Consider the following 13,055-nt stretch of genomic DNA (forward strand, 5'->3'; position numbering starts at 1 on the left):
GCGGCCTATTTCTTGAGTTGATCAAAGGGCCACACCATCAGGTAGTCCCGGATGTTGCCATAGAGCTTGCCCAATCCCAGCGGCTCTATGATTAAGATGATGATGATGAGTGCTCCGTAAACCGCGTTCGGGATGTGGGCCAAGGCTTCGACATTCAGTTGAAGCCCGAGAGTTCCCGCGCCTTCTGCTACGATCCCATTGACGACGCCGGGCACCAGCAAGATCAGCGCGACGCCAAAATAGGTGCCGATGATACTGCCGAGGCCGCCAACGATCACCATGGCCAGAACCTGGATCGATACGGCGACCGAGAACTGCTCGGGCGCGACGAGAAAAAGGAACGTAACGACAAGGATCGCTCCGCTGACTCCGCCAATGAAGGAGGAGGTCGCGAAGGCTACGAACTTGTAGTAGAAGCTGTTCACTCCGAGAATGGCCGCCGCATAGTCCTTCTCGCGGACGGCCACCAGCGCGCGGCCCAGACCGGTACGGCGCAGATTCAGCATAAAAATGGTGACCAGGAGACACCAGCCGAAGGCGACGTAGTAGAGGCCCGTGTCCGAGCTGATCGGCTGGCCCAGAAGAGCAAATGTGGGGGCCTGCAGCGATGCATGTGAACCACCCGAGATTGCCGGCGAGTGGGTCAACACCCAGTCCATCGCGAACTGCATCGCCAGCGTGGTCAAAGCCAGATAGAGGCCCTTCACCCGCAGGGCCGCGAAGGCGAACAGGCTGCCGATAACCGAAGCGGAGATCCCACCGATCAGGAGCGCGAATTCCCACGGCAACCCGTACTTGGCCGCGTGAACAGCCGAATACGCGCCCACGGCCATCACCGCCGCATAGCCGAGGTGCAGTTGGCCGGCCCAACCCGTCACTAGGTTGAGCCCGAGCGCCGCTGCCGTCCAAAGGAGCCAAGGCAACATATAGCTGTTGAGGTACAGCGACCCAACAAGGAACGGTGCCGCCAAGCCGAGCACCAGGAAGAGCACTGCGAGATTCCTGTCGGCCGGTACCCTGTAGAGCCGACTGTCGGATACGTAGTTGGCATGATGAATACCAGAGAGCCGGTAAAACATTACATCAGACCCTTTCGATGTCTTGACGGCCAAACAGGCCGTGCGGCCGAAGCATGACAGTGAGGATGAGCACCGCGGCTACAATCAGGTCGCGGCTGCCACCGCCCACAAACGGATCCAGATAAGTGGACCCCACATTCTCGACCATGCCTAGAATTAGTCCGGCGAGCACCGCGCCAAATATGCTGTCCAGCCCGCCTAGAACGGCTACCGTCAATCCCTTGAGCAGCAAGAGCGACAGCGACTGGTCGACGCCCTGAATCTCTCCCCATACGATGCCTGCGGCCACCGCGACGATTGAAGCCAATCCCCAGGACAGACCGACCCCGCGCTCGACCGAAATGCCGACAGACCATGAGGCCATGTAATCGTCGGCTATTGCGCGCAGGCGGATACCCAGGCGGCTGCGGAAAAACAGGACGAAGACCACAAACAACGAGAGGGCCACAGCAGCGCCAACCAAATGGATGCGGCTGATCAGAACGTCGCCGATAAAAAGCGGGTCATAGCCGACGCCTAGTTCGACCGATCGCGACGTACCGCCCCAGATAGCAAGCGTCGTGCCGCGCAGAAAGATGTCGATCCCGAGCGTCATCATGAGGAGCATCACGATCGGTCGGCCTGCGAGCCGGCGCAGCGCAACCCGCTCGATCCCCATACCGAGACCGAACATGGCGGCGGCAGCCAGGGGGATGGCCGCCCAGAGCGGAAGGCCCGCATCGCGGGCCAGCGCCAGCACGACATAGGCTCCCACCATGGTGAGCCCGCCCTGCGCGAGGTTCGGCACGGAAGAGGCCTTGTAGATCAGTACCAGGCCGATTGCGAACAGTGAGTAAAGCAGCCCGGTGAGAGCTCCGTTTACCGCGAGTTCGGCAAGGAAACTCAGTTCCATCTAAACCTCCCTTATTGGGAGGGTACGGTCGACCCTTCCCGTCTCACCCGTCTCGTAAGTCACGACGGCGCTGACATGAACGTGCTTTGATCCGTCATAAAGAGCCGCGATCACGTTCTGATAGCGGTCTTCGACCACGTTTCGTCGCAGCTTGCGGGTGCGCGTGACCTCTCCGTCGTCGGGATCGAATTCCTTGTGCAGGCTGACGAACCTTTTGATCCGCAGAGGCTCGGGGAGGACTGTGTTAACGCGCCGAAATGCCTCGTGCAGCAGCGTAGCCACCTCCTCGCGCTGAGACAGATCGGCATAGGACACATAGGGTATGCCATTCACCTCGGCCCAATGTCCCACGGCATCGAGATCGATGCACACCATTGCCGCCAATTCGTCGCGGCCGGCGCCGATCACAGCCGCGTCCCTTATGTATGGGCTGAACTTCAGGCGGTTCTCTATATAATTGGGTACATAGCGTTCACCGGCTTTTGTGTGCATCACTTCTGAAACGCGGCCAAGCACCACGAGATGGCCATCGTCTTCGAGGTAGCCAGCATCGCCTGAACGCAACCAGCCAGCGGAAAGCGTCTCGGCCGAGGCTTCGGGCTTGTTGTAGTATCCTGCGAAAACGCTGTCCGACTTCAGGAGGATTTCGCCATTGTCGGCGATCTTCACCTCGACCCCCGGGGCAGCCTTGCCCACGGTGTGGAGGCGCACCTCATCAGGCGCCTGGATCGCGGTGATGGCACTGGTTTCCGTCTGACCGTACAGCTGGCGCAGTTTGATCCCGAGCGCTCGGTAGAATACGAATGTGTCCTCTCCGATCGCCTCACCGCCAGTGAAGGCGTTCTTCAGACGGTGCATGCCGAACTGGTCCTTGATCGGGCCGAAGATCAGCATCTCACCAATGAAACGGCCGAGGGGCTCCAGCGCGCCAGCGCTCATGCCGTTGAGCTTGCGACGCTCGGCTGCCATGGCCCGTTCGATGAACACGTGATAGAGCCGCTTCTTCAGCGGCGTCGAATTTTCGATGCCTACCTGAATGGTGGTCAGAATGTTGTCCCAGCTGCGTGGAGCCGCCAGATAGAATGTCGGCGCGATTTCTCGCATATCACGCAGCACGGTTTCCTGTCGTTCCGGCACGTTGACAATGAAGCGCAGCAGAAGCGCGGCGGCTACCGTGATCGTATAATCGCCCACCCAGGCCATCGGCAGATAGGCCAGCACCTCCTCTCCGAAATCGAAGGCCCCGGCGGCATGGCCGTTCCGCGCCGCCGCCAACACGTTCTTCTGGCTCAGCACAAGGCCCTTGGGCTTGCCCGTCGTGCCCGACGAATGCAGGAAAACCGCCGGATCGTCGGGCTTGGCCCGGCCGAGCAGATTCTCGCGCAGCGCCGGCTCGCCGTTGAGACGGTGGCTGCCGATCTCGACGAGATGCTCCCATGACATCAGCCCGGGCGCCTCGTAGAAGCCGAGGCCCCGGTCGTCGTCATAAACGATGTACTTCAGCTGCGCGGCCCCGGCGTCACGCAGTTCCAATATCTTGTCCACCTGCTCCTGGTCCTCGGCCAGGGCTGCCACGATGTTCGCCTCGTCCACGAAATGCTGGAGCTCTTCGAGTGTGGTGCCCGGATAGGCCGGCATGGCGTAGACCCCGAGTGTGGCCAGCGCCAGCATTCCGCAATAGAGGCGTACTCGATTGTCGCCGAGAATGAGCACCGCGTCTCCCGGCTTTAGGCCGAGCCCGTCAAGGCCGGCCGCGCAGGCCAGCACTTCTTCCGCATATTGAGCCCACGTAGTTGCCTTCCAGATCCCGCGCTCTTTTTCACGCAATGCGATGTCGCTGCCGTGTTTGGACGCGTTCTGCATCAGAACCGAGGCAATGGTTTCACCCGCGATCGTCAGGATTTGTCTGCTGCTCTCAGCCATGCGCGCCCCCGATATACGCCTCAACGACGCGCGGATCCTTGACGACCTCCTTCGGAATCCCGCTGGCGATCATCTCGCCATAATTGAGCGCCAGCATCCGGTCGCAGATACCGGTAATGACGTCCATGTGGTGCTCGATCAGCAGGACGCTAATGCCCCGTTCGGCTCTCGCATCGAGAATGAAACGGGCCATGTACCCCTTCTCCTCCTGGTTCATGCCGGCCATGGGCTCGTCGAGAATGAGAAGATGAGGCTCGGCGACCAGCGCCCGCGCCAGTTCGACCCGTTTCTTGAGGCCGATCGGAATGCCGTCCACGAGTTCGTTGCGGATGCTCTCGAGTTGGAGGAACTCGATCACTTCCTCGACGATTTCTCGATTCTTGATCTCTTCCGGTCGCGCCACCCACCAGTACAACGCAGTGGGAAGGACTCCGGGCTTCATGTGGATGTGGCGCCCCAAAAGAATGTTCTCGAGCACGCTCATGCCGTTGAAGAGCGCGAGGTTCTGAAAGGTCCGGGCGACGCCGAGCTTGGCCACCTTGTGAGGCGCGGCGCCCGTGATGTCCTTGCCATCGAGACATATCAAGCCTTTGTTCGGCGGATAAAAGCCGGTGATCGCATTTGTCACCGTCGTCTTTCCGCTCCCATTCGGTCCGACGAGCCCAAATATCTCGCCCTTATGAATACCGAAGTCCACGCCGGTAACGGCAACAATACCGCCGAATCGACGTTCGATCCCGCGGCACTCCAACACGGGAGGAGCCTTGGAATGTTGTTGCTCTAGGGTGTAATTGTTTGTCATTTCATGCATATCGCTGTCGAAGCTCTTGTTCTGGTCTCACGCGATACGGAAATAGTCGGGCCGGCCCGTCGGCCAGGGATCGCCCCACAGCTGCTGCCCGCCGTCCACGGTCAACACTTCGCCGGTAATGAACTTGCCGGAGGGCGCGGCCAAATAGACCACCGCCTCGGCGACGTCCCATTCGTCGCCGGCGTGGCGCATCGGGTTCGACTCCTCAAACGTCGCCGCCCCCTCCTCGGGATATCGCGCGAACCCGGTGCTTTCGCAGCATCCCGGCGCCACGCAGTTGACGCGGATATCGTGCGGCGCCCATTCGACAGCCACCGATTTGGACAGGTAGATGACCCCGGCGCGCGCGGCGCAGCTATGTGCGATACCAGGCAGCCCGCGCCAGATATCCGCGACAATGCTCACGATGGCGCCGGGACGCGCGGACTTGACCCAGTTCCGGGCCGCGGCCTGCATCATCCACCAGGTGCCATTGAGGTTGGTATCGATAACGGCGTTCCAGCCCTTCGGCGTATATTCAAGGGCGGGCTGCGGAAACTGTCCGCCCGCATTGTTCACCAGAATGTCGAACCCGCCGAAATGATCGCCCACGCCATCGACGAAATTCTGCACCTGTGCGGGATCCCGGATCGTCATGGGACGAGCCAGCACCTGTCCGCCAAAGCCACGCAGAAACTTCGCGGCTTCTTCGAGCTTTTCCTCGTTCCGCCCGTTGATGGCCAGATCGGCCCCGAGACGTGCGAACAGGGTGGCGATCGCCAGCCCCAGCCCGCCACCCGCGCCGGTCACGACAACGGTTTTTCCGGAAAACAAGCCGTTTGCATAGACCGTTGGATGATCGCGCAGTCGTTCACGGGAAAACCCGTAACCGGCTTCCGGCATTGACGTTCCTCCCAAAGCGGATCGGACTGTTGTCCTTGATCTGGCGAAAACCTAACGCACGTTCGAAAAGTAGGCAACCCCCAACTCTGGAACGGCTCCGCTTCCTTCGGATTCAGTACGATTTGGGCAAACCCAGCGCCTTCTCGGCGATGAAGGACATCAGCATCTGCGGCGTGACCGGCGCGATGTGAAAGAGAAGCGCTTCGCGCACCAGCCTCTCGACGTGATATTCCTTGGCGTAGCCGAAGCCGCCAAATGTCATCTGCGCCGTTTGCGTCGCCTCGACCGCAGCTTCGGCCGCCAGCAACTTGGCGGCATTGGCCTCGACCCCGCACGGCTCGCCCGCGTCGTAGAGCGCCGCCGCATGCATTACCATCAGGTTCGCAGCCTCGACCTTCGCCCAGGCCTTGGCGAGTGGGTGCTGCACCCCCTGGTTCTGTCCGATCGGGCGTCCGAAAACCTGCCGCTCCTTGGCATAGGCGGCGGCGCGTTTTAGAGCGATCCGGGCAATGCCCACGCATTCCCCGGCCACGAGGATGCGCTCGGGATTGAGCCCGTGCAGGATCTGCCTGAAACCCCGTCCTTCCTCGCCGATCAGGTCCTCCGCCGGGATCGGCAGCCCATCGATGAACAGTTCGTTCGAGTCGACCGCCTTGCGGCCCATCTTCTCGATCTCGCGCACATCGATGAAGGTCCGGTCCAGATCGGTATAAACGTATGGCCCGCCCCGTCCGCAAGAGGTTTGTCAAAAGACGGCACGATGGTCTGCATCAACGTATTCGGTCTCAAGGCTGATGCCCTGGCCAAGATGGATATCCGCGCAGTCTGGTCCTCATAAAAGCGCCGGTGCCGGGCACCACATTTAGCAGGCTGTTGAAGAAGTGGGTTTGCGGATGGCTTTGAGGATCACGTCATCGCCGTCGTGGTAGGTGAACTCGATCTCGATGGTGCCGTCATCCTGGAGCTCGGCGGAGCCCTCTCCCGTGACCTCGGTCATGTCGTCGGAGCCGTGCCAGCGGAAGAAGACGGTGCTCCGAGCATATTCGAGCCGGAGCGACGCGGTGAGTGCCCCGACTGTGATCTCGCCGTGTCCGCGGTCGTCGAAGGCGATCGTCGCAGGACCGAGGAGGTCGAGATCGTCCGCCCCCCACAGATCGGATTGGACGATACGCCAGCGGCCGATCAGGGCGCAGTCGTGGGCGGCCATCAGGATGCTCCCGCGATGAGCTTGGGCAGTCGCACGAGGTTGTAGGCGGCGGCCGCGAAGGTGGAAGGTCCATCCGACCCGGTCGACGCCGCGCAGCTTCGGCCTGTCGAGCCCGGCCACCGCCTTCATCCAGCCGAAGCCCTCCTCGATGCGCTTGCGGACCCGCTGGCTGGCTGCATAGCCGGGATGGCGGGTGGTGCGGCCGTCGATGGCTGAGCGGCCGCGGCAACGGGTCAGGTTCTGCGCCACATGCGGGCGCACGTTCATCGAACGCAGCTCGTTCACGAAGTCGGCCGCGTCATAGCCGCGGGTCGGCCCGAGCGTGATGGACCGCGGCCGGTCGGCATGCGGTTCGATCATCGCCAGTGCCGCCACTCGCTCGGCATGGCCACACACCTTCGTCAGGCAGGCATCGACGATGAGGCCGGAGCGGTTCTCCATCAGGGTATGGCCGAGGAAGGCGAGCCGCGCCTCCATGCCGGGCCCCTTGCGATAGAGCTTTGCGTCCGGGTCGGTGGTCGAGGCGTGGCTGGCGTTCGAACGCTTCTCGCCGCGGAAGTCGGCCTCGGCGTTGCGCCCGCCCGACGCTGGCGGCGGCTCGTTCGGGCCGGAGCCTCTTCCTGGCTCTTCGACCGGTCTGAAGCTCTTCATCGAAGCCCACGCCTGGATCAGCGTGCCGTCGACGCTGAAGTGCTCGCTCGACAGGAGCCGCTTCACACGGCGAGCCGATGGACCGGATGCCCGGCTGCGCGAGCCAGCACGTCGGCGAGCCAGGCCTGCGGATCGACATCGTTGAGCTTTGCTGTCTGGATCAGCGTCGCCATGGTGGCGGCTCGCTCGCCACCAGCGCCGTGGCCGTGATGAAGCCGATGCCGGGGCTGGTCTCGAGGCGCCGGCTGGCAGCATTCCCCGGCGCCAGGCCGGCAGGCGAATCTCGATCTGGCGGATCTGTTCGTTTAGCGGCTCGATGCGATCAGCCGGACGATGAGCGCGAGGATCTGCCGGGCCAGGTCCGACAGATCAGCATGGCCCTCATCCAGGAGGTCAATCAGCTGCTGCACATGGGTATGCCACTTTCGGGGCGATGAAGCCGGACTCGGCCAGATGCCCGACATCGAATTTAGCGGGCGCGGTCCGCTCCTGAAGTCTGTCGTGCCGCGCCAGCGTACGCATCTCGAATGCGGTCGCCTGCCAGTCCAGCGACCGGCACCCAAGCCGCCCCGATCTCGAACCATCTCCCTGCCATAGCCGCTCCGAAGCGCCAAACAGCGCCGTTGACAGGCCTCCTTTCGTCTGCCAACTTTGTCTGGACAACCGGACAAAAAAGAAAAAAGCTCAACTTCCTGGCGCGGGAGGGTCATCCGTGAAAAAGATCGGTGAAAAGCGTTATCGTGGCGAGATAGGCCGCTATTACGAAGATTTCGAGATCGGTGATGTCTATGAGCATCGGCCAGGCCGCACGATCACCGAATCCGACAACATCAATTTCTCGCTGATGACCATGAATCAGCATCCCATGCACTGCGATGCGGCTTATGCCGCCAAGTCGGAATTCGGAAAGCCCCTGGTCAATAGCGGGCTCACGGTCGCCATCGTGCTGGGCATGACCGTACCGGACGTGAGCGGCAAGGCCATCGCCAATCTGGGATGGGAATCCATCACGCTCACCGCCCCCGTCTTCCCCGGCGACACCATCTACGCGGAATCCGAAGTGCTGGATAAGCGCGAGTCCAAGTCCCGCCCCGGCGCCGGCATCGTGAAGGTGCGCACCAAGGGCGTGAAGGCGGACGGTACCGTCTTCATGACGTTCGATCGATCGGCCCTCATCCAGAAGCGTGAGGGCAACATCGATACCGAGGCCGGCTACTGACGCGCCGGCGTCAAGGCAATCCAAAGCAAGAAATGGGAAAAAACCTCCATCATGGAGAGGCTTTTCCTGGAGATGTAAGAGGGAGATTCGCCAAGATGAAGATGCTCAGCCCGAAATCCTTTCTGGTTGCCGGATTGACGCTGGCCGCGCTGGCCGGCCCGGCGGCTGCGGCGGAGACGCTCGTGCTGCCGAACGAGGTGGCCGCGACCCACTGGAAGACCGACTATCAGAAGCAGTTCGGCGATCTGGTGAAGCAGAAGACCGGCGGCAAGATCGATGTGCAGGTCTTCCCCGCCGGCCAGCTCTATAACGAGCAGGATGCGCTCGCCGCACTCGGCACCGGGTCCGTGCAGATGGTCTGGCCCGTCTCTGTGCGCATCGAATCCATCGCGCCGCAGACGGGCGTCCTGAACCTGCCCTTCGCGGTCAGCGACAAGATGATGACCAATGCCTGCTTCTCCAGCGGGCTGACGGAGATCATCTCCTCCTATGTGGAGCCGCGCGGCCTCAAGGTGCTGGCCCTGCTGCGCACGGCCGATCTCTTCTTCATCTTCTCCGGCAAGGACGTGAAGAAGATGGAGGACCTGAAGGGTACGAAGGTGCGCGTCACCGGCGGTCGCATCTTCCTCGACACCATGCGGCGGCTTGGCGTCAGCCCGGTCTCCATGGCCGCTTCCGAGATGAGCTCGGCCTTGTCGCAGGGCGCCATCGACGGCGTGTTCACGTCCCCGGCGGGCTGGGCGGAGATGATCGGGATCAGCGGCAAGTATGCCTGGTACGTGCCCGGCTTCCAGCTGGCCACCTATGCGGTGGTGGTGGACGGTGCCTGGTATGACAAGCTCGCGCCGGACCTGCGGGAAGCGGTGTCCTCCTCCATCCATGAGATCGCCCAGCGTGAGTGGGTCGAGGCCAAGGCCGCCGACGACAAGCTCATCGAGAAGATGAAGGCCCAGGGGGCGCAGTTCCACGTGGCCGACGAGGCCGAGCTCGCTCGCTGGCGCGATCTCGCCAAGCGGGCGGTGGAGCCCTTCGACAAGGCCCATCCCGACCTCGTCGCCAAGATCAAGAAGCTGGAGGCCAGCTGTGGCGTTGGCGGCTGAAACCGCGGGCGCTCAGCGCCCTTCGGCCCGCGCGCCGGCTGCGGCCAAGGCCGGACGGCGCGGCTCCCTCTGGGGGCGCTTCGAGTGCGGCCTGCTGCTGTCGGTCGCCACCCTGCTGGCGGTGGCGGCCACCGGGATCATGCTGACCGAGGCCTTCAGCCGCGGCTTTCTCGGCCACAGCTATTTCTGGGCTGAGGAAAGCGTGCGCTACCTCATGATCTGGGCGTTCTTCCTCGCCATCGGCGCCACCGGCCGCAACGGCATGCACATCCGCACGGAAATGCTGGTGGCCGCCCTGCCGCCGTGGGGCCAGTGGGTCTGCAACATGCTGGCGAGCCTCGCGGGGCTCGTCTTCTCCCTCATCATGCTGTTCGCGTCCGTGCCTCAGGTGGAGCGCTACTACACCATGGGCATGATGACGGAATCGACCCTCGATCTGCCCATGTGGGCGCTGTTCCTGGCGATGCCCATCGGCGCGGTGCTGCTCGCCATCTATTATGCCGGCGGCCTGGTGCGGGCCTGGAAGGGGAAAGACCCGTTCCTCCCCCTGCCGGAATCCGGCCTCAGCGAGACCGGAGAGAAGGCATGAACGCCGCCCTCGCCCTTCCTGCCGTCCTCGTCTTCCTCGCCATCGGCTGCCACGTGGCGGTGGCCCTCGGCCTGGTGGCGGCCACCTTGCTGGTGCTGTTCGGCGGCGTACCCATAACAGTGATCGCCCAGACCGCGTTCAAGTCGGTCAATTCCTATTCCCTCATGGCGATCCCCATGTTCGTGCTCGCCGGCAACCTCATGATGCGCGGGCGCATCGCCGAGCTGATGATCGAGCTCGTCGGCTCCATCGTCCGCGCGGTGCGCGGCGGCCTCGCCCAGACGGTGCTCATCACCTCCGTCTTCTTCGCCGCGGTGTCGGGCTCCTCGGTGGGCTCGGCGGCGGCCATCGGCAGCGCCACCGTCGACGGCCTCAAGCGCGAGGACTATCCCGCGCGCTTCGCAGCCGCCCTGGTGGCGGTGGGCGGCACGCTGGGTCTCATGATCCCGCCGTCGCTGGGCTTCATCCTCATCGGCGCCATCGTCGGGCTTCCGGTGGACAAGCTGTTCATGGCCGGCATCCTGCCGGGCATCATGGAAGCCATCCTCCTGATGGTGGGCGTCGCCATCATGGCCCGCCGCAACAATTACGGCCACAAGATCGACCGGCCGGACTTCAGGGGCTTCGCCAGCCGGCTGCCCATGGCGGTTCCCGCGTTGCTGATGCCGGTGCTGGTGATCGGCAGCATCTATTCCGGCTTCCTGACGCCGACGGAGGTCTCCGCCTTCGCCGCCGGCTATGCCGCCCTGCTGTGCCTCATCGTCTATCGCACGGTGACGCTCGGCGCCATGTGGCAGACGGCGCGGGATTCCATCCTGCAGACCACCATGATCTTCGCGGTGGTGATGGGCGGCAGCCTCGTGGGCTTCGTCATGGCCCGCATCGGCGTTTCGGCAGCGCTGGTCAGCGCGCTGCACGCGGCGGAGATGAACCACTACACCTTTCTCTTGGTGGTGAACCTGCTCCTTCTCTTCCTGGGCATGTTCCTCGACGGCATCGCGCTCATCGTGCTGACGGCGCCGCTGCTGTTCCCCGCCGCCGTGGCGCTCGGCATCGATCCCATCCACTTCGCGGTCATCATGGTGGCCAATGTGGAGATCGCCACGCTGACCCCGCCCATCGGCCTCAATCTCTTCGTTATGAGCGGCATTGCCCGCCTGCCGGTGCACGAGGTGGCCCGCGGCGTCATGCCCTTTTTCGCCATCCGGCTGACCGCGCTCGCGCTCATCACCTATGTCCCGGCGATCTCGCTGGCGCTGGTCAAATAGGGAGGATCAGACCTTGAACGAACATATCCGCATCGGCACCGCCGAGCTCATCGGCCAGCGCCTCGCCGACTTCACGGAAACGCTGGACGGCGCAGCCATTCCCGCCGCGGTGCGCGCGCGGGCGCGTCACCTCATCCTCGATGCGGTGGGCATTGCGCTCGCCTCCACCCAGTATGACTTCTCCCACCGCACCCTTGCCGCCTTGCGCGAGTTCGGCGCCGGCGATGGCGATGTGATCGGCTATCCTGCCGCCCGCCTGCCGCTGCGCGACGCGGTGATGATGAACGGCTTCCTCGTCCACGGCCTCGACTATGACGACACCCACACGGCGGGCGTCATCCATGCCACGGCGAGTTGCTTTCCCACCGCCCTCGGCATGGCGGCGGAGGTGGGCGCCTCCGGCACCGATCTCCTGACCGCCTATGTGGCAGGCATGGAAGTAGCGACCCGCCTCGGCGCGGTGGCCAAGGGCGGCTTCCACCAGGTGGGCTTCCACCCCACCGGCCTCGTCGGCGCCTTCGGCTGCACGTTGGTGGCCGGCAAGCTCAGGGGCATGACCGCCAAGCAATTGGCTCATGCGCAGGGCATCGTGCTCTCCATGGCCTCGGGCAGCCTTGAATTCCTGCAGGACGGCGCCTGGACCAAGAGGATGCATCCGGGCTGGGCGGGTGTCGCGGGCATCACCGCGGCGGCGCTGGCGCGCAACGGCTTCCTGGGCCCGAAGGCGGTGTATGAGGGGCGGTTCGGCCTCTTTCCGAGCCATCTCGGCACCTATTTCGATCCCGCCAACCTTGCCCTTGCCACGGAGGGCCTGGAGGAGGTGTGGGAGGTGGAGAAGGTGGCGGTGAAGCCGCTTCCCGCCTGCCACTTCACCCATGCCTGCGCCGATGCCGCCATGGCCCTGCGCGCGGCCCACGCCATCCGGCCCGAGCAGATCGCCCACGTCCGCGCTTTGGTGCCGGCCGAGGTGGTGAAGACCGTCTGCGAGCCGGTCCACCACAAGAAGAAGCCGCAGAACAGCTACGACGCGCAGTTCTCCATCCCCTTCGCCGTGGCCTCGGGCCTGGTGCATGGCCGCTTCGGCCTCGCCGAGCTGGAGCAGGATGCGCTCAACGACGCCACCACCCTCGCGGTGGCCCACAAGGTGGATTACGAGCCCGACCCCAACTCCGCCTTCCCCAAATACTATTCCGGCGAGGTCATCGTGACGCTGGCGGACGGGCGCGAGGTGCGCCACCGCGAGCACATGAACCGCGGCGCCTCCGACCGCCCGCTTACCTCCGCCGACATCATCGCGAAGTTCGAGGAGAACGCCTCCATGGCGCTCGCCTCCGCCCATGTGGAGCGGATCAAGCAGGCCGTGCTCGGCCTGGACGAGGGGATTTCGGCGCGGGAGCTGTCGCGGCTCCTGGCGGGCCGCGCGTGAGGATGGCT

The 13,055-nt window shown here is 63.7% G+C and carries 11 protein-coding genes and 3 pseudogenes; 5 read left to right on the forward strand and 9 right to left on the reverse strand.

Translation table 11 applies throughout. The features are described from left to right. Positions 1-5 precede the first annotated feature (5 nt). From EZH22_RS28950 to EZH22_RS28990, 9 genes and pseudogenes are all read right to left on the reverse strand, one after another. Positions 6-992: a branched-chain amino acid ABC transporter permease gene (locus tag EZH22_RS28950; protein WP_231711211.1), complete on the reverse strand. Its 987-nt coding sequence runs from the start codon at positions 990-992 to the stop codon at positions 6-8. 91 nt (positions 993-1,083) lie between these two features. Next, positions 1,084-1,971, reverse strand: a complete 888-nt coding sequence (locus tag EZH22_RS28955; RefSeq protein ID WP_203193737.1) for a branched-chain amino acid ABC transporter permease — start codon at positions 1,969-1,971, stop codon at positions 1,084-1,086. After that, positions 1,972-3,894 carry an AMP-dependent synthetase/ligase gene (locus EZH22_RS28960; protein ID WP_203193738.1) on the reverse strand — a complete coding sequence of 641 codons (1,923 nt, stop codon included), beginning with the start codon at positions 3,892-3,894 and terminating at the stop codon, positions 1,972-1,974. It lies immediately after the preceding gene. Then, positions 3,887-4,696 carry an ABC transporter ATP-binding protein gene (locus tag EZH22_RS28965; protein ID WP_203193739.1) on the reverse strand — a complete coding sequence of 270 codons (810 nt, stop codon included), beginning with the start codon at positions 4,694-4,696 and terminating at the stop codon, positions 3,887-3,889. Before EZH22_RS28965 ends, EZH22_RS28960 begins: the two co-directional genes overlap by 8 nt. Positions 4,697-4,732: 36 nt before the next feature. Then, positions 4,733-5,587, reverse strand: coding sequence for an SDR family oxidoreductase (locus EZH22_RS28970; protein ID WP_203193740.1), 855 nt, complete (start codon positions 5,585-5,587; stop codon positions 4,733-4,735). Between the two features lie 112 nt (positions 5,588-5,699). Next, a pseudogene (locus EZH22_RS28975) lies at positions 5,700-6,299 on the reverse strand (acyl-CoA dehydrogenase family protein); the annotation flags it as partial. Between the two features lie 150 nt (positions 6,300-6,449). After that, positions 6,450-6,794 carry a hypothetical protein gene (locus EZH22_RS28980; protein ID WP_231711213.1) on the reverse strand — a complete coding sequence of 115 codons (345 nt, stop codon included), beginning with the start codon at positions 6,792-6,794 and terminating at the stop codon, positions 6,450-6,452. Next, a pseudogene (locus EZH22_RS28985) lies at positions 6,794-7,514 on the reverse strand (transposase); the annotation flags it as partial. The pseudogene EZH22_RS28985 and the gene EZH22_RS28980, both read right to left, overlap by 1 nt. Next, positions 7,508-7,645 (reverse strand): annotated as a pseudogene (locus EZH22_RS28990) (transposase domain-containing protein); the annotation flags it as partial. The pseudogenes EZH22_RS28990 and EZH22_RS28985, both read right to left, overlap by 7 nt. 512 nt (positions 7,646-8,157) lie before the next feature. Here EZH22_RS28990 and EZH22_RS28995 point away from each other — a divergent pair. From EZH22_RS28995 to EZH22_RS29015, 5 genes are all read left to right on the forward strand, one after another. Then, on the forward strand, positions 8,158-8,664 hold the full coding sequence (locus EZH22_RS28995) for a MaoC family dehydratase (protein ID WP_203193741.1): 507 nt from the start codon (positions 8,158-8,160) through the stop codon (positions 8,662-8,664). Positions 8,665-8,759: 95 nt separating this feature from the next. Then, positions 8,760-9,764: a TRAP transporter substrate-binding protein DctP gene (gene dctP, locus EZH22_RS29000; protein ID WP_203193742.1), complete on the forward strand. Its 1,005-nt coding sequence runs from the start codon at positions 8,760-8,762 to the stop codon at positions 9,762-9,764. Next, positions 9,748-10,353 (forward strand): TRAP transporter small permease, encoded by a 606-nt coding sequence (locus EZH22_RS29005; RefSeq protein ID WP_203193743.1) that lies wholly within the window; start codon positions 9,748-9,750, stop codon positions 10,351-10,353. Before dctP ends, EZH22_RS29005 begins: the two co-directional genes overlap by 17 nt. Beyond that, positions 10,350-11,621, forward strand: a complete 1,272-nt coding sequence (locus EZH22_RS29010; RefSeq protein ID WP_203193744.1) for a TRAP transporter large permease — start codon at positions 10,350-10,352, stop codon at positions 11,619-11,621. Before EZH22_RS29005 ends, EZH22_RS29010 begins: the two co-directional genes overlap by 4 nt. A gap of 13 nt (positions 11,622-11,634) precedes the next feature. Continuing rightward, positions 11,635-13,047, forward strand: coding sequence for an MmgE/PrpD family protein (locus tag EZH22_RS29015; protein ID WP_203193745.1), 1,413 nt, complete (start codon positions 11,635-11,637; stop codon positions 13,045-13,047). The last annotated feature ends 8 nt before the right edge of the window (positions 13,048-13,055 follow it).

The organism is Xanthobacter dioxanivorans, from assembly GCF_016807805.1.
GTDB lineage: Bacteria > Pseudomonadota > Alphaproteobacteria > Rhizobiales > Xanthobacteraceae > Xanthobacter > Xanthobacter dioxanivorans.

What these genes read in the sequence shown, in the direction of transcription:
- EZH22_RS29010 (WP_203193744.1), top strand. Translation starts at nt 10,350, where the DNA reads ATGAACGCCGCCCTCGCCCTTCCTGCCGTCCTCGTCTTCCTCGCCATC.
- EZH22_RS28970 (WP_203193740.1), bottom strand. Translation starts at nt 5,587, where the DNA reads ATGCCGGAAGCCGGTTACGGGTTTTCCCGTGAACGACTGCGCGATCAT.
- EZH22_RS28960 (WP_203193738.1), bottom strand. Translation starts at nt 3,894, where the DNA reads ATGGCTGAGAGCAGCAGACAAATCCTGACGATCGCGGGTGAAACCATT.
- dctP (WP_203193742.1), top strand. Translation starts at nt 8,760, where the DNA reads ATGAAGATGCTCAGCCCGAAATCCTTTCTGGTTGCCGGATTGACGCTG.
- EZH22_RS28955 (WP_203193737.1), bottom strand. Translation starts at nt 1,971, where the DNA reads ATGGAACTGAGTTTCCTTGCCGAACTCGCGGTAAACGGAGCTCTCACC.
- EZH22_RS28980 (WP_231711213.1), bottom strand. Translation starts at nt 6,794, where the DNA reads ATGGCCGCCCACGACTGCGCCCTGATCGGCCGCTGGCGTATCGTCCAA.
- EZH22_RS28965 (WP_203193739.1), bottom strand. Translation starts at nt 4,696, where the DNA reads ATGACAAACAATTACACCCTAGAGCAACAACATTCCAAGGCTCCTCCC.